Genomic DNA, 19,254 nt, shown 5'->3' with positions numbered 1-19,254 from the left:
GCATGAGGCCGTGACGTTGGTGACGTCCGTGGGGAAGTCGGCCGGCTGGTGGCCGGCTTCCCGCGATGGAATGTGGTCGATGGTTTGTAGTGCTGATCACCTAATTCGCAGGTTTCAGCGAAGAGTTCTGCGCCCATTTAGTCGTACCGTCGGGCGCGTTGAGCGTGTCGATCAGCTCCACGGCCGAAAGCACCAGGACCGGTCCCCCGGCGACAATTGTCCCCAGAATGCCGCCGATCCCCGCACCGGCGATCGCGGCAGGTATGCAGCCCACCCCGAGCAGCGGCAAACCCATAATGCATCCGGTAACGCCTCCGACGACCAGACCGATCGTGGTGCCGACGAATGTGCCGATCGTGGCGGCGAGCCCCATTCGGGTCGAGAACTCCGCCAGCGCGGCCTGGTTCTCGACGGGCGATGCGACCGGCGTCGCGACCGGTGCGGCGGCGATTCGCAGCTCACCGTGCGTCAACCGCAGTTCCCTCGCGTCTTTGCTGAGTGCGGAGTCGACTGTGAGCACCTTGTCGCCCACGGCGAATCGCGTTGGCACGACCATCACGGGTGCGCCGCTCTCATCGCGAATCGTGAACGAGCTGTGATCGTGGTCGAGCACGAAGGTCCCTCCCGATAGCGTGGTTGTCACGACACCTTCCACCGAGGTGACCTTGTACTCGATGTCATGTTCGGCGGGTGCTTCCGCGCGGGCGGTTACCGGAGCGATTGCTGCAACACATGCGATACCGATCGCCGCGATGCGAGAGATTTCGATCATGAAATGTCCTTTTCTATAACAGAAGTCCGCAAAGGCCTCGATCAGCTGGTAATGGGGGAAGGCATCGATGTCCTCAGTCGCCATCGTGTCCATCCGAGAAGTAACTGGGGACGCACGCGCGATCCAGCCGGGCGGGATAGGGGTCGCCCAATCGGACCGGTAGGTGACCCTTTCGGTAGGCACGGTCCACGTGGATCTGCGATAGCGGTTCGGACCCGAGCGCCTGGAACTCCCACCGCGTTCCCGTGGAATCCGGTTGCCAACCGTCCGGGTCGATCGCGTATACCCGCTGGACCAGTCGGTCGACGACAACGATGGCGTAATGGGCGTTGCGTCTCGCGGCGCTGCTCACCCGCCACCAACGCCGATCCCGCTCGTAGAGCGCTTCGGAGGACCGGAGGACAGACGGCCCGGCATCCGGCCACGGCTGCGAGATGATGAGCGCAATACGTTCACCGACCGCGGTGAGGGTGCCCCAGCGTTGATAGGTATGCGCCCGGTCCAGGCCGGTGACGGCGGCGACGTCGCCCAGCCCGGCCGTGTGGTCGAGGGCGGCGGCAGCGGCTTCCGACATCCCGGCGTCGATCTCGTTCGCGAGCACACTGTGCACGCGCAGCAGGGCTAGTTGGAACTCACGCGCCTCCAGGAATTCCAGCTCACCGTCTTCATAGCGAGTCCATGCCTGTGGTCCGAGCCCGCTCAGTTGGCCGGCGAGTCCGACGAGGATAGTCCGCACGGACCGTGACAGCCATAACCTTTCAGTTGCCCACATATCGCGCGCGAAGGCACACCCGCCGACGCTTGCTTGCAAATCAGTCATAGCCAAGGACTCTAGCTGGGAGAAACAGCCAGTTCACAGATTTACCGGATCGATCTTAATTAAATTTTCGCGCTCGATAGCTTCATATTAGCTACATGGCCAGCGAGGTTCGTAGCTACCTTCTGCTGGATTCTCGAGAACATCGGCCGAAACGGTCTTCCGGTCCACGACATCTCCTCGAACAAAACCTGGACCCCAGAGAGCGGACCTCGGGCAAGGCGATTGCCCGATGCCCTCCCCCAACCGGTCGGCCCGCGTAACGATGTGGCGTCTCACCACCGACGTCCGGGCATATGCGCGTTCCGCGAACACTGCCGATGCTCGAAAGGGAGTGCACACTGATTGCGACACCGACAAATCCAATGACATCCGCGGCCGCCGCCGAATCCGCCGCCACGGCCAACCGGTTCGATTGGTCGATCAGCCACACCGACGACACGCTCGTGGTGACGTTCGGAGTGGAACGCGCCGGAATCGAGCTACCCGCCCCGCTGCGACTCGGGGTGGAGTTGTTTTTCCAGGACAACGGCCTGTCGGGACCCACCATCGCTATCGATGGCCCGGTCGGGCGCCATATCCGACTCGTCACCGGCATCAGCAAAGCCGATCGGGCCATCGAGTACCTCCAACGCTGCGGGGCGGTACTCCACGTCGGCCGCGTCGCATGGTCCCTGGCCCCCGTTTCGGGACTCCGCCTCGCGTGGTCGGCGGGCGGCGGACACGGCCATCGCATACCCCCGCTCGTAGCGGTCGCCGCCGCGGTTCGAGCGGTACGTCTGTACACCCCGGACGGACTCGAATAACTGCCGCCTTTACCGCGCCGTTTCCGTCCAGGTGACCGGCAGTTCGTGGACGCCGTAGATATTCATGTCGGTCCTGAGCTTCACCTCGTCGGCGTGGATGGCGAGTTCGAGAGTCGGGAAGCGACGCAGCAGTCCGTCGAAACCGGCGCGCATTTCGATGCGGGCCAGCTGCTGGCCGAGGCATTGGTGGATGCCGTGGCCGAAGGCCACCAGACCCCGGGCCCTACGGTGGATGTCCAGGCTGTCGGAGTTGTGGAAGCGCCGAGGGTCGCGGTTGGCCGCCAGCAGTGAAATAACGACGGTCGATCCCATGCCGATCGTTTCGCCGCCGAGTTCGATGTCCTCCGTGGCGTAGCGATAGAAGATATCGGCAACGGACAGGTAGCGCATGAGCTCCTCGACGGCATCGGGCACCAACTCCGGGTCGGCGCGCAGTTCGGCCAGCTGCACGGGGTGCTCCAAGAGCGCGAAGGTGCCGAGTCCCAGCATGTTGGCGGTGGTTTCGTGACCCGCGAGCAGCAGCAGGAAGGCGATGCCGGTCAATTCCTCGATGGTGAGGTCGTCATCGCGGGCCAGGTCGGACAGGATGTCCTCGCCGGGTTCGGCGCGTTTGCGCGTGACAAGTCCGGCCAGGTACATGGTCATTGCGCCGTACGCGGCCATCTTCTCCTCGAGCACCTGGTCCTTGACCAGGAACTTGGCGGAGTTGACCTGGAAGGTGTCCCGGTCCTCGTAGGGGACACCGAGCAATTCGCAGATCACCAGCGAGGGCACCGGCAGCGCGAACGCTTTGACCAGGTCGACCGGCGGGGTCAGGCGCGCCATCTCGTCCAACTGCCGCTCGACAATGTCGATGATGTGCTCTTCGAGCTGCTTCATGCGCTTGACGGTGAAGGCGCCGGTGAGCTTGCGCCGCAACCGGGTGTGGTCCGGCGGGTCCATGGCGACGAACAAGCCCGGAATCTGCGGGGAAGGTTCGGTAGCGACCGGCATGCCGGGGGTCTCGTACGGCACGTGGACAATGCCGATGTCCTGGCGGGAGCTGAACCGGGTGTCGGCCATGAGCTGGCGGACCTCCTCGTAGCCGGTGACCAACCAGCCCTTGTGACCGTCGGGGAAGACGAGGGGACTGACCGGGCGAGCCTCGCGCAGCCGGGTGATTTCGCGAGGCGGGTCGAAGGGGCCCGCATTGCGTTCCATGGGGAGGCCGTGGGGGACGGGAACCGTTGCACTCATCGGGTTTTCCTAATCAGGTAGTAGAGATAAGTTGACCGGTCGACAGGCCGGAGAAGCGCGCAACGTCTCCGGTGTGGGCGGTGGTGGGAAGCGGTTGGCTCTAATCGCCGGAGACGATGGTGATCGCGCCGGACGGGCACACTTCGGTGGCTTCGCGGACGGCATGCTCCCGCTCGGGCGCGGGTGTGAGGTCCAGCGGCACCACCCGGCCGTCCGCGGTGTCCTGGTCGAACACCCCGGGGGCGGTCAGGACGCACATACCGGCGCCGATGCAGCGCTCCCGGTCCACTCTGAGTTCCATCGGTTACCCCTTCTGCCAAGTGACCGGGAAGGAGCGCACGCCGTAGATGAGCACGTTGGTGCGCAACTCGATGCCATCGGGGAACACCTTGTCCCCGTATGCCTTCCGCAGTCCACAAGCTGAAATTGCTGAACTATTCACACGAACACTGTCGCCAGCCCGGCTGATATCGACCTGACACCGACCTGACACGTCCGCCGAGACGGTGTTCGTCCTGGTCATACGGCCGCGCCCAGCGAATTACCCACCGGCACAACGCCATCCATCTCCGTGGCGGTCAGAACCCCTCTTGCGTTGATCGTCGTACCGGTTCGAAGCGGCCACGCGGCCGTTCGGAAATCAACGGGCAGAGATCATCTCGGGCAGCCACACCGCAGTTCGAAGCGCGACCCCAGGCAAGCCGACCGGCCCTGGTGCGCAACGCTGATGTGGCGTCGTGCAGCCGGTGTGTGGACAGGCCCGGGGTGGCGGAGCGGGGTGCACTAGGCGGCGATGGCGTGCCGAATGATGATGTTGCCGTAGGAGTTTCGCGCATATACCTGCACGGTGTCCGCATTGCGCTCGGCCCGGTCGACCGGTTGCATCTGGTTCTGCACGGTGCCGTACTGGGCGTTGGTTTCCAGCCGGGCCGCGCTGCCCGGATGGATACCTACCTCCAGCTCGCCCATGGAGGTTTCCAGCCGGAGCACGCCGCGCGATGCTTCGCCGATGCGGATATCGCCCTTGGCGGCTTTCGCGGTCACCGAACCGCGCGGGCGCTCGATGATGATGTCTCCGGCGGCGATCTCCAGGTCGCACTGGCCGAGTTCGCCGGTGCCCAGCAATCGGCCCACACCGGCGGTGCCCTCGAGCCGGGAGCCGGTGGGCACCTCGATGGTCACCTCGATCGACGGGTTGCCGCCGAACGGTGTGTAGGTCCGCCAGTCTTTCGGCGTTTTCACGGTCAGGGTGCCCGCGACGAAATCGACCTTGGTCTGCTCGGCGGCGCGCACGTCACCCTTCTTGGACGCATCGGCCGGCCGGACCTCGACGATGGTGTCGATGCGGTCGGAGGCGATGACCGTGACGTTGCCGGAGAGCACCTCGACGGTGACGGCGATCGGTTCCGGGGTCTGGAACGTAGTCATGGCTGTTACTCCTTCAGCGTGGTGTGTGAATTGGGAGGCCGGGTCAGCGGACCCAGCCGGTGGTTGCCGTGTTGTTGACATGAACACTGTCGCGAGCCCGGCTGACACCGACCTGACACCGATCTGACACGCGCACTGATACGGTGTTCGGCCTGGTCACAGCCGACAAAGGAGTGACGAACAGGAATCGAGCCATCGCGACAGTGCCGCATATCGCGCGGTCGGGGGCATCGAATTGCCCACCCGGCAATGTGTTCCGCCAGCGGAGCGTGGTCATCCGAGGGGCGGGCCGCGCTGATCTCTCGCTCACGGCACAATGGTCCGGGTGCAGATCGGGATGCTTGGACCGCTCGAAATCCGATTAGACGACGGCGGATTGATCGAGGTACCGGGCACCCGGTTACGGGCGCTGTTGATCGCCCTTGCGCTCGAACCCGGCCGCGCGGTCCCGAAAGCGACGCTGGTCGACTGGATCTGGGGTGAACAGCCGCCCTCCGACGCGGCGAACGCCCTGCAGGCACTGGTCTCCCGGCTGCGGCGGGTGCTGCCGGACGGGTCGCTGGACGTGCAGGCGGGCGGATACCGGCTCACGGTGGAATCCGACGCTGTCGACGCCGTGCGGTTCGAACAGCTTCTCGACCGGGCCCGCGGCGGTGACGACGCACGACAGGCCGAGCTGCTGCGCGAGGCCCTCGACCTGTGGCGCGGTGCGCTGATGCAGGACATCGGTGTGCAGGACAGTGCGGCCCTCGACGTGGTGATCAGCCGGCTCGAGGGGCTGCGCCTGGCCGCCATGGAGGATCTTTACGAAGCGGAGATCCGCCTCGGCCGGGGTGCGGAGCTGGTCGCCGAGCTGACCGAGTTGGTGGCCCGGCATCCGGTGCGGGAACGGCTCGTCGCCGCGCTGATGCGGGCATTGGTCGCCGCGGGTCGTGGCGCCGAAGCACTGGTCGTGTACCAACGTGCCAGGGAAGCACTCGCCGACACGCTGGGCGTGGATCCCGCACCGGAACTCTCCGCACTGCACGTTGCGCTGCTGCGCGGCGAAATCGGAGCGCAGGACAACGACCGCAAGACGAACCTGCGGGCCGAGTTGACCAGCTTCGTCGGCAAGAACGGGGACATTGCCGCGGTGCGCGAACTCATTGCGGCACATCGGCTCACCACGGTGACCGGGCCCGGTGGCTCGGGGAAAACCAGGCTGGCCCTGGAAACCGCACGGACCCTGCTCGACGACCTACCGGACGGGGCCTGGCTGGTCGAATTGGCGTCCGTCGGCACAAGTGGTGACGTGGCACAATCGGCGATCGCCGCACTCGGGCTCCGGGATGCGCTGCTCGGCGCCGCGCCGAATGCGGAACCGATGGACCGGCTCATCGCGGCGCTCCGCGAGCGCGAGACGTTGTTGATCCTGGACAACTGTGAGCACGTGATCGACGCCGCGGCGGCATTCGCCCACCGGCTGCTCGGTGAATGTCAGCGGCTGCGGATCCTGGCGACGAGCAGGGAATCGCTCGGCATCACGGGCGAGGCGTTATGGCAGGTCGTGCCGCTGGGGTTGCCCGCGCAGGACGCGGACCTCGGCGAGATCGAGTCCTCCCCGGCCGTTCGGCTACTGCGGGACCGGGCCGGTGCGGTGCACAAGGACCTCGCGGCCGATGCCCGCACACTGTCGACCATGGCGCGCGTCTGCCGGGCGCTCGACGGGATACCGCTGGCTATCGAACTGGCCGCGGCCAGACTGCGCACCATGTCCCTCGACCAGCTCGCCAACCGCCTCGACGATCGGTTCCGCCTGCTGACCGGCGGCAGCCGTACCGCGATTCCGCAGCACCGGACATTGCGAGCGGTGGTCGACTGGAGCTGGGAGCTGCTCACCGATGCCGAACGGATGGTGCTGCGCAGGCTCGCGGTGTTCTCCGGCGGCGCGAGTTTGGAGGCGGCCGAGCAGGTCTGCGCGGACACGGGCGGCGGGCCCGAAGATCAGGGGGGTGGGAAGAATACAGCGGTCGAGCGGTGGGAGGTGCTGGAGCTGCTGACCGCGCTGACCGAGAAATCGCTGCTGCTCACCGTGGAGGACAGTGCTCCTCCCAGCGGCTCGTCCGGTGGGCCGCGCTATCGGATGCTCGACACGATCAAGCAGTACGCCCGGGACCGGCTCGTGGAGTCGGGGGAATCGGATCTTGTACGCCGAGAGCATCTTTCGTACGTCACCGAACTCACCGCGACCGCGGAGCCGCACCTGCGCCGCGCCGACCAGCTGGTGTGGCTCGCCACGCTCGAGGCCGAGCACGACAACATCGCCGTCGCGATGCGTGGCGCGCTCGCGGCCGGGGACGCGGCGGGGGCGATGCGGCTCGCGGCGGCAGCGGGCTGGTACTGGTGGCTCAGCGGGCACAAGGCCGAGGGCATGGAGCTGATCACCGCGGCCGCCGACCTGCCCGGCGAGGTGGACGATGAGACCCTGGCCATCGTGTACGGGCTGATCGTGCACTTCATGTCCTCCGGCCCCAATGACGAGCGCCAGGTGGACGAATGGATCCACAAGGCATACCGGTTCAGCCAGCGCAGTCGCTCCCGCTACCCGCTGCTGGCGTTCACCGCCGCGCTGGAACACATGTTGCGGGGGCCGGACCAGTATCTGTCCGCGTTCGAACCACTGCTCACCGACGAAGACCCCTGGGTGCGTGCACTGGCCCGGCTGCTCCTGGGCAGGATGCGGATCGTGCTCGGCCAGGACGGGCGGGAGGCGGACGAGTATCTCGAGACCGCGCTCGCCGAGTTCCGGGCCATCGGCGAGCGCTGGGGGATTTCGTTCGCGCTGACCGAGCTGGCGGATCGAATCGCCGTGCGCGGCGAATTCGCCACTGCCTGCCGGTATTTCGATCAGGCGATCGCGGTGGTCACCGAGGTGGGCACAATCGACGATGTCGTCCGAATGCGGTCGCGGCAGGCTCAGCTGTACTGGCTGCTGGGTGATGCGGAGGCGAGCGCGGCGGCCATGGCCGAGGCGCAGCGGTGCGCGGATCAGTCCGCCTGGCCGAACACACTGGCTGTTTTGGCACTGGAGAAGGCGGAACTGGCCCGGTGGAGCGGCGACACCGAGCAGACATACCGGCAGATCGGCGTCGCGACAACCGCGCTGGGCAGCGATGCGGAGCAGGCGCAGATCAGGGCGGTGACACATAACCTGCTCGGCTACCTCGCAGACGGTCTCGACGAGGCCGGCGAAGAATACGCAGCCGCCTTCCGGGCGGCGTCCGAGGCGGGATACGCGCCCCTCATCGCCCAGGTGCTCGTAGGCATCGCGGACCTGGCGCTGCGTGCCGACCAAATCGAGCAGGCCGTGCGGCTGCTCTCAGCGAGTGCCGGAGTACGCGGACTGCCCGATCGTTCCCAACCGGATGTGGCCCGCATCGAGCAGACAGCACGACATCGCCTCGGTGAAGCGCGCTTCACCGAGGCGATGAGGGAGGGTGCGGAGGCGGACTGGCGTGAACTGGTCGCGACTACGCTCGCTTGTTGAACGTGGCACGTGACCACAGGTATCCGACGATGGCGAACCCGGCACACCAGGCGAGGGCGGCGGCCGTGTAGCCGCCCGACGGGTGACCGTTGAGAAATCCACGCAACGCTTCGATGATCGGCGTGAAGGGCTGATACTGCGCGAACTGCCGGACGCCCTGTCCCATCTTGTCGGCGGGCACGACCGCGCTGCTCACAAAGGGCAGCATGATCAGCGGCACCACGCCCATGCCCGCGGATTCCGGAGTTTTCGCAGCCATACCCAACGCCACCGTGAGCCAGGAGGCCGCGAAAGACGTCGCCGCCATGATGCCGATCGCGCCGAGCCAGTCGAGTGCGGTAGCGGGCGGCCGGAACCCCAGCGCGAAGGCCACACCGATAACGGCCGCGATGGCTACCGCATTGGTCAGTATGGTGGCCACGACGTGACCGGTCAGTACGGCGCTACGGGAGACATCCATGACCTTGAACCGGTTGATGATGCCCTTCGCCATGTCGGAGCTCACCGATACCGCGGTGCCCGACAACCCGTAGCTGATGGCCAGCAGGATCATGCCCGGTGTCGCGTAGTCGATGTAGTGTTCGCCGACATCGAAGGCGCTGCCGAATACGTACACGAAGATCAACATCATCACGACCGGCATCAGAGCCGCGTTGAATACCGTGACCGGAGTCCGGGCGATGTGTTTGAAGTTGCGCCGCAGCATGATCGTCGAATCGGCCAGCGGTGCGGTAATGGTGCTCATTGTGCGTTGGCCTCCGTGGTCGCGTGACCGGTCAGGGAAAGGAAAACATCATCGAGGTCGGGGGTGTGGACGGAGACCTCATCGGCCTCGATCGCGATTTCGGCGAGCCGATCCAGCAGGTGGCGCAATGATTTCGTGCCGCCGTCGCCCGGCACTCGCAAGGTCAGAGCCTCGTCGTCCCGGGTGGAGCCGGGCAGGATGCCCGCCGCCGCATCCAGTTCCACGACAGTGGTGAACCGGAGCCGGATGTGGCTGCCCGGTACCCGGCGCTTGAGGTCGTCGGGAGTGCCCTCGGCGACTATCCGGCCCTGGTCGAGCACCGCGATCCGGTCGGCCAGCTGATCGGCTTCCTCGAGGTACTGCGTGGTGAGGAAGATCGTCACACCACCGGCCGTCAAATCCCGCACGATTTCCCACATCGTGCGACGGCTACGCGGATCCAGCCCCGTTGTCGGCTCGTCCAGGAATACGATTTCCGGCCTGGTCACCAGTGTCATCGCCAGGTCCAGCTTCCGGCGCATACCGCCGGAATAGGTCGCTGCCCGCTTTCGCGCCGACTCCACCAGATCGAATCGTTCCAGCAGTTCGGTGACCACCCGCTTGGCCTCGCCGCCCCGCAGACGGTGCAGATCCGCCATCAACTGGAGGTTCTCTTCCCCCGTCAGCAGATCATCCACCGCCGCGAACTGACCGGTGACCCCGATCGCCGCGCGCACCGCCTTGGTCTCGGACGCGATATCGTGCCCGGCGACATGCGCTGTGCCGCCATCGGCCTTCAACAGCGTGGTCAGCACGTTCACTGTCGTCGTCTTGCCCGCACCATTCGGACCGAGCAGCGAAAAGATCGTGCCGGCACCGATATTCAAATCAATGCCATCGAGGACGACCTTGTCCCCGTAGGCCTTCCGCAGCCCGGAAGCTGCAATTGCTGAAGTTGTCATGCGACGACTGTCATCGGTCGGCCTGATACTGACCTGACACCGACCTGACACGTCTACTGACGCGGGTGTCCGACCTGGTCACCTCGGACAAGCCGGGACGCGGACATCGGTCCGCGGCCACTACCCACGACCAGTCGAGCCATCCGAGGGTTCGGCCGTTGGGCCGCAGGCGATGTCGAGGAAGGCTTCGCGGAGCAGGGCGGTGATCCGCTCGGGCGGGGCGTCGCGCAGTCCGTCGAGCTGGAGCAAGTGGCGACCGATGACGGTGCCGATGGTGATCGCGCCGATGAGCCCGGCGCGCAGGTCCGCATCGTCGTCGGCCAGGTGCTGTGCGGCCTGCCGCTGCCGGGACACCATGGCGAGTTGCACTTCGGCGGCGGCGTCGGGATGGGTGAACATGGACCGGATCGCGGCGAGCGCGTCGGTGGGCTGCTGGGCGAGCTTGGTTTCGAGGGCCGCGAGCAGTTGCCCGGCCGCCTCTTCGGGCGTGCCGGTCACGAGGTCTTCCTGTTCGAAACCGGAAGCCTGGGCGAAGAGGTTGTCTTTCGACCCGAAATAGCGCATCACCAGTCCGGGATCGGTCTGCGCCTCGGCGGCGATCGCGCGAATGGTGGCCCGGTCGTAGCCGACCTCCGCGAACAACCGCCGGGCCGCGTCCAGGATCCGGGATTGTGTGCTCTGCCGTTGCTCGGCGCGGCTGAGAGGGCGAGAATCCATGAGCTCAGTCTACGAGCGTTGACCGAAGCCGGGCGCCATGCTAGTTTTCGGTCTACAACCGTTGACTGAAAAGAAGGTGGCTAGTCATGTGGCACACGATTCTGCTATCCGCGCTGGCCGGACTGTTCGGCGCGAATGCGGTACCGCATTTCGTCAAAGGCATGGTCGGCGAACAGTTTCCGAATGTGTGGGGTAACGATCCGCTGCGCAATGCGGTGGCAGGCACATTCGGACTCGCACTCGCGGTCGTCATCGGATACTGGGCCGACCTGCCGTCGCATGTCTACGCGGGAATCGGTGCCGCCTTCGCGGGCGCGCTGCCGATGGCGGTATTCCACGGCCGCGGCGGGGCTTATCGACTCAACTCCGCCCTAGGGCTCGCGAACCCATCTCGCATATAGCTTCGGCGTTATTGTCATACTGTCAATACAGCCTCGGCTCGGCCCGGGGAGCGCTGGATCAACGACGAACCGAGGTAAGGCGTGAGCACACCATCCACCGCCACAGGATTTACCCACCCCGCCGGCTCCGCCGGCTGCCGTCCCCCTCAGCAAGGCCCGCTCGCGGGCATCAAGGTCATCGAGCTGGCCGGTATCGGCCCCGGTCCGCATGCGGCGCTGCTGCTGGCCGACCTCGGCGCCGATGTGGTGCGGGTACAGCGGCCCAATATGCTGCCCGGCTTCATGGAGCGGCCGCAGTGGCGCGGGCGCACCATCGTCGAGGCCAATCTGAAGGATCCGGCGGATATCGAGAAGGTGCTCGCACTCGCCGAGAAGGCCGATGTGCTGATCGAGGGCTTCCGGCCCGGCGTCACCGAGCGCATGGGCCTCGGCCCGGATGCCGTGCTCGCGCGCAATCCGAAGCTGGTCTACGGCCGGATGACCGGCTGGGGTCAGGACGGCCCGCTCGCCGAACGCGCCGGACACGACATCAACTACATCTCGCTGACCGGTGTGCTGCACGCCATCGGCCGCAAGGGCGAGCGGCCGGTGCCGCCGCTGAATATGGTCGGCGACTTCGGTGGCGGCTCGATGTTCCTGGTATTCGGCATTCTCGCGGCGCTGGTGGAGCGGCAGAGTTCGGGCAAGGGGCAGGTCATCGACTCGGCGATGATCGATGGGGCGCTTGCCCTTTCGCACATGATCTGGGGTATGCGCGGTATGGGCCTGTGGTCGGATGAGCGCGGCACCAACCTGCTCGATACCGGCATGTCGTTCTACGACACCTACGAGACCTCGGACGGCAAGTACATGGCCGTCGGGGCGATCGAGCCGCAGTTCTACGCGGAACTGTTGCAGGGCTTGGAGATCGATCCCGAAGGTCTGCCTGCACAGCTCGATCCGAATGGTCAGGATCAGCTGAAGAAGCTGTTCGCGGAGAAGTTCAAGACCAAGACGCGGGACGAGTGGGCCGCGATCTTCGATGGCACCGATGCGTGCACGACACCGGTACTGACTTTCACCGAGGCAGAACAGAATCCACACATTGTCGCCCGCACCGGGTTGATCGAGATCGACGGTGTCGTCCAGCACGCGCCTGCCCCGCGCTTCTCGCGCACCCCTGCCGGTACGCCCACCCCGCCGCCCAGCACGGCGACGCCGTTCGAATCCGTTTGGGCGGATTGATAATTCGTTAGTGGCGCGTCCAGTCCGGCTGGGCGAAGTGTGCGATTCGGGCGGCGGCCGGGTCGCGCCCCAGCAGCAGAACTTCGCGGAACTGCCAGAGCATGGCACCGGTCGGTGCGTGGATGGTCATGTTCTCGGCGAGGCGCATCTGCAGTAGACCAGGGCCTTCGTAGGGCACCGAAGGGGTATCGGACCGCAGATCCTGTTGCCGCACTGCCTCGTTCGGATGCACCCAATGCGGGACATCGTCGGCGGCCAGCCGGGCGAGATCCACTTGATGGACCGAGTGGACCTCGTCCGGACTCGGCCGCAACTCGGTCACGTCGGCGAGAGCCGCCACGATCGGGGTGATGACGAAACCCGATGCGGCGGGAAAGTCGTCGAGCCTGCCGAGCAGATCGGCCGGGCTCGCGGTCAGTCCGAGTTCCTCGTGCAATTCGCGTATCGCCGCTTGCTCAACGGTTTCCCCGTCGTCGACCCGCCCACCCGGCAGCGCCCACTGCCCGGCATTCCGACCGCGATACGCGCGTCTGATGACCATCAGCGACGGCGGACCGTCTACTGCCACCACGCACAGCAACACCGCCGCCCGACGAAGACCCGGTGCGTCGGCAACCTCCGTATGCGGAAATCCGCCCAACCGTGCGCCCGCCAACTCGCGGAAGCCGTCAACACTATCGGGGACACGCGGTCCCGAAATGAGATCCATACCCTCGATATTGCACTACCCCGTCAGTAACAGGTGAGCGGTTGGAGGGGGTCGGCGGCGCGGGGGGTGAGGGCTTCGTAGGCGGTGGCGATGGACTTCACCGCCAAACGGAGCTCGGGTTCGGGGTGGGTGAAGGGCAGGCGGATGAAGCGTTCGAAGGCGCCTTGGACACCGAATCTCGGTCCGGCGGCGAGCAATACACCGTGGTTGGGGGCGGTGGCGGCCAGTGCCGTCGAGACCGGAGCCGGTAGCTGCGCCCAGACGGACATGCCGCCGTCGCCGACGATCGTGCGCCAGTCCGGGAGCTCTTCGCCGAGCGTGGCGAGCAGGGCCGCACGCTGGGCGCGGAGTTGGTCGCGACGGCGGGTGAGGATGGTCTCGGCATTCTCCAGCAGGTGGATGGTGGCCAACTGATCCATGACGGGCGTGCCGAGGTCGACGGTGGAGCGGATGCCGAGCAGTTTGGTGATCAGTGACTGGTTGGTGCGAATCCAGCCGACGCGCAGACCACCCCAGAAGGATTTCGAGGCCGAGCCGATGGTGATGATCTCGCTGCCCTTGGCAAAGGCCGCGACCGGCGGGGGCGCGATCCGGTCGGTCAGGCTCAGGTCAACCATCGACTCGTCGATCACCACGGTCATCCGGGTCTCGCGGGCGATGGCGGTCAGTTCGGCGCGGCCGTCGGCGTCGAGCAGCAGGCCGGTCGGGTTGTTGAAATCCGGCACCAGGTAGGCCAGGGTGGCCGCGGTTTGCCTTGCGGCACTGCGGATTCCGTCGAGATCCCAGCCGGATTCCGGGGTTTCGGGGCGCAGCGGCACCGGCACCGGGCGGGCGCCGACATCGCGGATCGCCTCGATGGCATTCGGATACGTCGGGTGGTCGATGAGCACTCGGGCCGCGGGCGCGGTGAGCACATTGAGCAGCAGGCGCAGGCCGTGCTGGGCACCCAGGGTGACCAGGATCTGGTCCGGTTCGGTGGGCAGGCCACGTTCGGTGTAGCGGCGGGCCAGTGCCTCGCGCAGTGCGAGCACACCGACCGGATCCATACCATGCGTGCCCAGATAGGCCGGAAGACCTTGCAGCGCAACGGAGTACGCCTCCTGCATCTCCAGGGGCGCGGCCATGGCGGCGTAGGTCATATCGATGGTCGGCAGTTCCGGTTGGGCCATCATCGCCAGGATGCTGCGGGCCGGTTTGGTGCCGTCGTGCTGCACGTCGCGCGGGAGGGCGACGGTACTGCGCGAACCCTGACGGCTGATGAGGTAGCCGTGTTCGCGCAGCAGGCTGTAGGTGGAGGTGATGGTCGTGCGACTGACGCCGAGAGTGGTGGCGAGGTCGCGCTCACTGGGCAGTGCGACGCCGAGCGGTGCGCGACCATCATGGATGAGCAGGCGGATACCTTCGGCGAGAGCCAGATAGGCCGGACGCGTCGACCGGCGCTCCCCCGGTTCGCCGTTCTCGTCCGCACTGCGCCAACTCCCCAGATCGCGGGCAAGGCTGGCGGCACCGATAACTCTCGTCGACATAAAGTCCAGTATTAGCCAAGTGGATATTTAATGGCAAGGCCAGTGGGCGCACGCTGAGTTCTATGACCGCTCTCGCCACCCTCCTCGTCGTCGCCGCCTTCGCCTATCTCGTCCACCGGTTCGCACCGCGACGCCCGAGTGAGGTTTTCCGCCTCGAACGGTTCCACGCGCCGGGACCGCTGACCGACTGGTCGCCGTCGTACTACGAAAACCAGCGCCAATACGCGGATCTCGCCGCGATCTACGGCCGCAATGATGTTCCGGATCCGGATGCGTCGGCCCTCGCGCATCCCGGGCGAGCCGTGCAACGCCGGATCTCGAACCCGAGTTGCGGAGCGGTGAAGCCGACCATCGGTGGCATACAGGCCAGTTTCTGAGAACTGGACTGGTCTGCTCGAAGATGTCGGACCCGGCGTGCACACTGACCGTATGAGTGCTTCCGCTCGCCCGGTCACCGGGTCGGCGCTGTTCGAGACCGCAATCGGCACCTGCGCGATCGCCTGGACCGACGATTGCGTATTCCGATTCGGACTGCCCGAGGCGAGCCCCGCCGCGACGCGGACCCGGATCATGCGTCGCAGCAGCCGAATTCCGGACTCCGCGGAAATTCCGGAGGCGAACCCCATCGGCCCGATCGCCGATGCCATCGCCCGCATCCAAGCCCACCTCGCCGGGGAACTCGACGATCTGCGCTGGATTCCCGTGACCACCAATGGAATTCCGGAATTCCACCGCGCCGTCTACGAAGTGACCCGTGCGATAGATCCCGGCCACACCCTCTGCTACGGCCAGGTCGCCGACCGTATCGGCGCGCCCGGCGCGGCCCAAGCCGTCGGACAGGCCCTCGGCCGCAACCCGATCCCCCTGATCATCCCGTGCCATCGAGTCCTGGCCGCTGACCACGCCCTCACCGGCTTCTCCGCCCCCGGCGGCATCACCACCAAACAACGCCTTCTGGAAATCGAACGCACCCCCGGCTTCGGCGAACCCACCCTCTTCTGACCAGCCCGAGACCGTCGATCGGGCATAGTCGGGGCATGAGCGAGCGAACAGAGAACACAGCCGAACATCGCTCGTGCCGGAGCCTCGTCAGCGGGGCGCAGGCATGAGCGATGATCGACCTGCGCTGGCCGTCGCACTGGATTTGGAGCCGCATCCCGAGGGCGGGTGGTATCGGCAAACCTGGCGTAGTGCGGTGGAATTCAGGCCGGAGGGCTACCCCGGGCCGCGAGCCAGTGGGACCGCGATCTATTTCCTGTTGATGCCTGGTGAGCGGTCAGCGCCGCATACGGTGCGGTCGGATGAGGTGTGGTTGTGGCATCGGGGTGGGGCGCTGGCGCTCGACATCGGGGGCGAGGAGATCATCCTCGGGCCCGATGTCGAGCACGGGCAGGTATTGCAGGCGGTGGTGCCCGGCGGGGTCAGTCAGGCCGCGCGGCCAGTCGGCGCTGAATATGTGCTGGTGAGCTGCATCGTTGCACCGGGATTCGACTTCGCCGACTTCACTCTCGACTGATCAGTCGATTTCCAGCACACCCTCGTCGACGGCCCATCTGATCGTCTTCTCCAGTTGCGCACAGGTTTCCGGACGCCCAGGTCCGTAGCCCTCCGCACTGAGCCTGGCGAAAACCGGGCAGCGCGCGGCCGGATTCTCGGTCCACTGCACCGAGGTCTGGTGCGACGAACTCTTGCGCACCAGCACCTCGGTCTGGCATGACTGACACCGCAGCGGCGTCAGCCCCTCCTCCAGATAGCGCTGCTTGTCGACCACGGTCTGGGCCTGCACCGCGGCCCGCCGCGCCGGTTGGTCGGCGAAGTCGGGTGCTTTCGCCCAGGTTCCCGCCATCAGACGCCTGCTTCCGCTTCCGTTTCCCGCTTGCGCCGCAGGTTCTCGGCGACCTCGGCCTCCCATGCCTCATTCGCCTTGGTGGTATCCACCTCGAATTCGAAGCGCTGGGTCATCTTGTCGGTCACGTCGGCCAGATCCACATAGAACTGGTCGTACCACCGACGCAGCTGGTAGACGGGGCCGTCCTCCTCGCAGAGCAGCGGATTCTCGACCTTGGACTTGTGCTTCCAGATCTCGACATCCTGCAGGAACCCGACGCTGATGCCTTCGGTCATCTTCGCGGCCAACTTATCGGCCATCTCACCCTCGACGCCCTTCGGCTTCTCCAGCGAGACGCCCCACTGCAGCACGAACGAATCCTGTGTCACCGGGTAGTGGCAGTTGATCAGGACGCTCTTGACCTCGTATCCGCTGTAAATATTGACCAGCGGATTGATCATGTAAGAGGGCCCGAAGTACGACGCCTCCGACTTCAGCAGGGTGTCGCCGCCGTACTTGGAGGCCATGCCGATATCGGGACGACCCTTGGTCTCCAGGAACTGGGTGGCGATATGCCCCTCGAAGACGTTCTTGAAGTACGTCGGGAAGGCGAAGTGGATATAGAAGAAGTGGGCCATATCCACCACGTTGTCGATGATCTCGCGGCAGTTCGCGCCCTCGATCAGCAGGGAGTTCCACGTCCATTCGGTCCACCCGCTGTCGAGCTCTTCGCTCGGATTGCCATCCGTGTCGGTGTAGGGCCCGACGATGTGCGGAATGGTGATCTCCGGCGGCGGCTGGCTCCCCTCGTGGTCGTGCCAGACGAACAGCTGTCCATTGCGCTCGAGCGTGGTCCACTTGCGGGTCCGCGCCAGCGGCGGCACGCGCCGCGCATAGGGAATCGCGGTGCATTTGCCACTGGTGCCGGACCAGCGCCAGTCGTGGAACGGGCAGGCGATATCGCCGTCCTTGACCTCGCCCATGGTCAGGTCGCCACCCATATGCCTGCAGTAGGCGTCCAGCACCCGGAGTTCGTCATTGCTGTCGACCCAGACGACGAGCTTGGTTCCGAACACCTCGACCGCGTGCGGCTTGCCGTCGCGGAACGTTTTCGCCAAACCGAGGCAATGCCATCCCCGCGCATATCGGGTGGGTGCGGAGCCCACATCGAGCTCGCGGACCTTCGCACCGCTCCCCAGTGGGGTAACTGCCATCGCGATTCCTCCTCCTTCTGTACTAGAACACGTTACAAAAATGTCGCGTTCCACGCCAGCGATTCCGCCGACCACCTGCGAATCGGTGACGAATGCCCCTTATGGTCACCCGTTCTCGACAGAAATAAGAACCTGTTCTAGTCTCAGAGGCAAATGAGTACCGGTTACCAATCCGACCAGGCAGGAGCAGGTCCCGCGATGACGCAAGAAGTGACCGAACGGGTCGAAGCACTGTTGCCGACGCTGCGCGAGCGCGCGCAGGAGGCCGAGGACCTGCGACGCATCCCCGACGAATCGATGAAGGCACTGCAGGAGACCGGCTTCTTCCGCCTGCTCCAACCCAAGCAGTGGGGCGGCCATGCGGCCGATCCGGTCGTGTTCTACGACACAGTTCGCAAGCTCGCCAGCGCATGCGGCTCCACCGGCTGGGTCGCGGGCATCGTCGGCGTGCACAACTGGCACCTCGCGCTGTTCGCACAGCAGGCGCAGGAGGACGTGTGGGGCGAGGACAACGAGGTCCGGATCTCCTCGTCGTACGCCCCGATGGGCGCGGGCACGGTCGTCGACGGCGGCTATATCGTCAAGGGTGCGTGGGCCTGGTCCTCGGGCTCGGATCACGCCACCTGGGCGGTGCTCGGCGGTCCGGTGATCAAGGACGGTAAGCCGGTCGACTTCGGCAGCTTCCTGATTCCGCGCACCGACTACCGCATCGATGACGTGTGGAATGTGGTCGGCCTGCGTGGCACCGGCTCCAATACGGTTGTGGTGGAAGATGTTTTCGTGCCGTCGCACCGGTTCCTGAGCTTCCGCGCGATGAGTGAGCTGAACTCCCCCGGCCTGGAGCAGAACACCGATCCGGTGTACAAGATGCCCTGGGGCACAATCCATCCCACCACCATCTCCGCGCCGATCGTCGGTATGGCCTATGGCGCGTACGCCGCCCATGTCGAGCATCAGGGCAAGCGGGTGCGGGCGGCCTACGCCGGTGAGAAGGCCAAGGACGATCCGTTCACCAAGGTGCGGGTCGCCGAGGCCTCCAGCGATATCGATGCGGCCTGGCGTCAACTGTCGGGCAATGTCGCCGACGAATACGCACTGCTGGTGGCGGGCAAGGAGATTCCGTTCGACCTTCGGGTGCGAGCACGCCGCGACCAGGTGCGCGCGACCGGCCGGGCGATTGCCTCGATCGATAAGCTCTTCGAAGCCTCCGGCGCCACCGCACTCGCGAACGGCACTCCGCTGCAACGCTTCTGGCGCGACGCGCACGCCGGTCGGGTGCACGCCGCCAATGATCCCGAGCGCGCCTATGTCATGTACGGCACGCACGAATTCGGGCTTCCGGTCACCGACGGCATGGTCTAGCC

21 protein-coding genes are annotated in these 19,254 nt (G+C 65.8%); 8 read left to right on the top strand and 13 right to left on the bottom strand.

Annotation, left to right across the window (positions count from 1 at the left end; translation table 11 throughout):
* Positions 1–100: 100 nt before the first annotated feature.
* The gene (locus tag ON44_RS03175) at positions 101–856 is read right to left on the bottom strand and encodes a DUF8020 domain-containing protein (protein WP_157187040.1); all 756 of its coding nucleotides are present in this window, start codon (positions 854–856) and stop codon (positions 101–103) included.
* Entirely contained in the window at positions 846–1,508 is a 663-nt protein-coding gene (locus tag ON44_RS03170) for a hypothetical protein (protein WP_040686260.1), read from the bottom strand. The genes ON44_RS03175 and ON44_RS03170 overlap by 11 nt, the downstream gene beginning before the upstream one ends.
* A gap of 446 nt (positions 1,509–1,954) precedes the next feature.
* Here ON44_RS03170 and ON44_RS03165 point away from each other — a divergent pair, with 446 nt between their 5' ends.
* The gene (locus ON44_RS03165; protein ID WP_157187039.1) at positions 1,955–2,395 is read left to right on the top strand and encodes a hypothetical protein; all 441 of its coding nucleotides are present in this window, start codon (positions 1,955–1,957) and stop codon (positions 2,393–2,395) included.
* Positions 2,396–2,404: 9 nt separating this feature from the next.
* On the opposite strand, the gene ON44_RS03160 is transcribed toward ON44_RS03165, so the two are convergent.
* The 4 genes from ON44_RS03160 to ON44_RS03145 all read right to left on the bottom strand — a co-directional run bounded on the left by ON44_RS03160 (position 2,405) and on the right by ON44_RS03145 (position 5,059).
* Entirely contained in the window at positions 2,405–3,631 is a 1,227-nt protein-coding gene (locus ON44_RS03160; protein WP_040686258.1) for a cytochrome P450, read from the bottom strand.
* A gap of 100 nt (positions 3,632–3,731) precedes the next feature.
* On the bottom strand, positions 3,732–3,932 hold the full coding sequence (locus tag ON44_RS03155; RefSeq protein WP_040686257.1) for a ferredoxin: 201 nt from the start codon (positions 3,930–3,932) through the stop codon (positions 3,732–3,734).
* A gap of 3 nt (positions 3,933–3,935) precedes the next feature.
* The gene (locus tag ON44_RS49900) at positions 3,936–4,073 is read right to left on the bottom strand and encodes a hypothetical protein (RefSeq protein WP_157187038.1); all 138 of its coding nucleotides are present in this window, start codon (positions 4,071–4,073) and stop codon (positions 3,936–3,938) included.
* Between the two features lie 341 nt (positions 4,074–4,414).
* The gene (locus ON44_RS03145; RefSeq protein ID WP_040686255.1) at positions 4,415–5,059 is read right to left on the bottom strand and encodes a DUF4097 family beta strand repeat-containing protein; all 645 of its coding nucleotides are present in this window, start codon (positions 5,057–5,059) and stop codon (positions 4,415–4,417) included.
* Between the two features lie 325 nt (positions 5,060–5,384).
* Between ON44_RS03145 and ON44_RS03140 the strand changes: the two genes are divergently transcribed.
* Positions 5,385–8,585: a BTAD domain-containing putative transcriptional regulator gene (locus ON44_RS03140; protein WP_040686278.1), complete on the top strand. Its 3,201-nt coding sequence runs from the start codon at positions 5,385–5,387 to the stop codon at positions 8,583–8,585.
* Here the strand turns inward: ON44_RS03140 and ON44_RS03135 are convergent.
* From ON44_RS03135 to ON44_RS03125, 3 genes are all read right to left on the bottom strand, one after another.
* The gene (locus tag ON44_RS03135) at positions 8,569–9,330 is read right to left on the bottom strand and encodes an ABC transporter permease (protein WP_040686254.1); all 762 of its coding nucleotides are present in this window, start codon (positions 9,328–9,330) and stop codon (positions 8,569–8,571) included. The genes ON44_RS03140 and ON44_RS03135 overlap by 17 nt on opposite strands.
* The gene (locus tag ON44_RS03130) at positions 9,327–10,271 is read right to left on the bottom strand and encodes a daunorubicin resistance protein DrrA family ABC transporter ATP-binding protein (RefSeq protein WP_040686253.1); all 945 of its coding nucleotides are present in this window, start codon (positions 10,269–10,271) and stop codon (positions 9,327–9,329) included. The genes ON44_RS03135 and ON44_RS03130 overlap by 4 nt, the downstream gene beginning before the upstream one ends.
* A 120-nt stretch (positions 10,272–10,391) precedes the next feature.
* Positions 10,392–10,988, bottom strand: coding sequence for a TetR/AcrR family transcriptional regulator (locus ON44_RS03125; RefSeq protein ID WP_040686252.1), 597 nt, complete (start codon positions 10,986–10,988; stop codon positions 10,392–10,394).
* A gap of 86 nt (positions 10,989–11,074) precedes the next feature.
* Between ON44_RS03125 and ON44_RS03120 the strand changes: the two genes are divergently transcribed.
* Both ON44_RS03120 and ON44_RS03115 read left to right on the top strand, forming a co-directional pair.
* Positions 11,075–11,389, top strand: a complete 315-nt coding sequence (locus ON44_RS03120; RefSeq protein ID WP_040686251.1) for a hypothetical protein — start codon at positions 11,075–11,077, stop codon at positions 11,387–11,389.
* A gap of 168 nt (positions 11,390–11,557) precedes the next feature.
* On the top strand, positions 11,558–12,613 hold the full coding sequence (locus tag ON44_RS03115) for a CaiB/BaiF CoA transferase family protein (protein WP_051181433.1): 1,056 nt from the start codon (positions 11,558–11,560) through the stop codon (positions 12,611–12,613).
* Positions 12,614–12,620: 7 nt separating this feature from the next.
* Here ON44_RS03115 and ON44_RS03110 read toward each other — a convergent pair whose 3' ends face one another.
* Positions 12,621–13,322, bottom strand: a complete 702-nt coding sequence (locus ON44_RS03110) for an NUDIX hydrolase (RefSeq protein ID WP_040686250.1) — start codon at positions 13,320–13,322, stop codon at positions 12,621–12,623.
* Between the two features lie 23 nt (positions 13,323–13,345).
* The gene (gene yczR / locus ON44_RS03105; protein ID WP_040686249.1) at positions 13,346–14,848 is read right to left on the bottom strand and encodes a MocR-like transcription factor YczR; all 1,503 of its coding nucleotides are present in this window, start codon (positions 14,846–14,848) and stop codon (positions 13,346–13,348) included.
* A 62-nt stretch (positions 14,849–14,910) separates the two neighbouring features.
* Between yczR and ON44_RS03100 the strand changes: the two genes are divergently transcribed.
* The 3 genes from ON44_RS03100 to ON44_RS03090 all read left to right on the top strand — a co-directional run bounded on the left by ON44_RS03100 (position 14,911) and on the right by ON44_RS03090 (position 16,364).
* The gene (locus tag ON44_RS03100) at positions 14,911–15,225 is read left to right on the top strand and encodes a hypothetical protein (protein ID WP_040686248.1); all 315 of its coding nucleotides are present in this window, start codon (positions 14,911–14,913) and stop codon (positions 15,223–15,225) included.
* Positions 15,226–15,277: 52 nt separating this feature from the next.
* On the top strand, positions 15,278–15,850 hold the full coding sequence (locus ON44_RS03095) for a methylated-DNA--[protein]-cysteine S-methyltransferase (protein WP_051181424.1): 573 nt from the start codon (positions 15,278–15,280) through the stop codon (positions 15,848–15,850).
* Positions 15,851–15,953: 103 nt separating this feature from the next.
* Entirely contained in the window at positions 15,954–16,364 is a 411-nt protein-coding gene (locus ON44_RS03090) for a cupin domain-containing protein (protein WP_040686247.1), read from the top strand.
* Here ON44_RS03090 and ON44_RS03085 read toward each other — a convergent pair whose 3' ends face one another.
* Entirely contained in the window at positions 16,365–16,694 is a 330-nt protein-coding gene (locus tag ON44_RS03085; protein ID WP_083897623.1) for a hypothetical protein, read from the bottom strand.
* Positions 16,694–17,890, bottom strand: coding sequence for a 3-ketosteroid-9-alpha-monooxygenase, oxygenase component (locus ON44_RS03080; protein ID WP_040686246.1), 1,197 nt, complete (start codon positions 17,888–17,890; stop codon positions 16,694–16,696). Before ON44_RS03080 ends, ON44_RS03085 begins: the two co-directional genes overlap by 1 nt.
* A 198-nt stretch (positions 17,891–18,088) precedes the next feature.
* Here ON44_RS03080 and hsaA point away from each other — a divergent pair, with 198 nt between their 5' ends.
* Positions 18,089–19,252, top strand: a complete 1,164-nt coding sequence (gene hsaA, locus ON44_RS03075) for a 3-hydroxy-9,10-secoandrosta-1,3,5(10)-triene-9,17-dione monooxygenase oxygenase subunit (protein ID WP_040686245.1) — start codon at positions 18,089–18,091, stop codon at positions 19,250–19,252.
* The last annotated feature ends 2 nt before the right edge of the window (positions 19,253–19,254 follow it).

Source organism: Nocardia vinacea NBRC 16497, from assembly GCF_000308835.1.
GTDB lineage: Bacteria > Actinomycetota > Actinomycetes > Mycobacteriales > Mycobacteriaceae > Nocardia > Nocardia vinacea.
The sequence above is the reverse complement of the archived record's forward strand: the minus strand, read 5'-3'. Positions and strand labels throughout refer to the sequence as shown.

Coding starts and splice junctions, on each gene's coding strand:
- ON44_RS03125 (WP_040686252.1), bottom strand. CDS start 10,988: ATGGATTCTCGCCCTCTCAGCCGCGCCGAGCAACGGCAGAGCACACAA.
- ON44_RS03155 (WP_040686257.1), bottom strand. CDS start 3,932: ATGGAACTCAGAGTGGACCGGGAGCGCTGCATCGGCGCCGGTATGTGC.
- ON44_RS03120 (WP_040686251.1), top strand. CDS start 11,075: ATGTGGCACACGATTCTGCTATCCGCGCTGGCCGGACTGTTCGGCGCG.
- yczR (WP_040686249.1), bottom strand. CDS start 14,848: ATGTCGACGAGAGTTATCGGTGCCGCCAGCCTTGCCCGCGATCTGGGG.
- ON44_RS03085 (WP_083897623.1), bottom strand. CDS start 16,694: ATGGCGGGAACCTGGGCGAAAGCACCCGACTTCGCCGACCAACCGGCG.
- ON44_RS03145 (WP_040686255.1), bottom strand. CDS start 5,059: ATGACTACGTTCCAGACCCCGGAACCGATCGCCGTCACCGTCGAGGTG.
- ON44_RS03095 (WP_051181424.1), top strand. CDS start 15,278: ATGAGTGCTTCCGCTCGCCCGGTCACCGGGTCGGCGCTGTTCGAGACC.
- ON44_RS03160 (WP_040686258.1), bottom strand. CDS start 3,631: ATGAGTGCAACGGTTCCCGTCCCCCACGGCCTCCCCATGGAACGCAAT.
- ON44_RS03080 (WP_040686246.1), bottom strand. CDS start 17,890: ATGGCAGTTACCCCACTGGGGAGCGGTGCGAAGGTCCGCGAGCTCGAT.
- ON44_RS03165 (WP_157187039.1), top strand. CDS start 1,955: ATGACATCCGCGGCCGCCGCCGAATCCGCCGCCACGGCCAACCGGTTC.
- ON44_RS03110 (WP_040686250.1), bottom strand. CDS start 13,322: ATGGATCTCATTTCGGGACCGCGTGTCCCCGATAGTGTTGACGGCTTC.
- ON44_RS03100 (WP_040686248.1), top strand. CDS start 14,911: ATGACCGCTCTCGCCACCCTCCTCGTCGTCGCCGCCTTCGCCTATCTC.
- hsaA (WP_040686245.1), top strand. CDS start 18,089: ATGACGCAAGAAGTGACCGAACGGGTCGAAGCACTGTTGCCGACGCTG.
- ON44_RS03135 (WP_040686254.1), bottom strand. CDS start 9,330: ATGAGCACCATTACCGCACCGCTGGCCGATTCGACGATCATGCTGCGG.
- ON44_RS03130 (WP_040686253.1), bottom strand. CDS start 10,271: ATGACAACTTCAGCAATTGCAGCTTCCGGGCTGCGGAAGGCCTACGGG.
- ON44_RS03175 (WP_157187040.1), bottom strand. CDS start 856: ATGGCGACTGAGGACATCGATGCCTTCCCCCATTACCAGCTGATCGAG.
- ON44_RS03090 (WP_040686247.1), top strand. CDS start 15,954: ATGAGCGATGATCGACCTGCGCTGGCCGTCGCACTGGATTTGGAGCCG.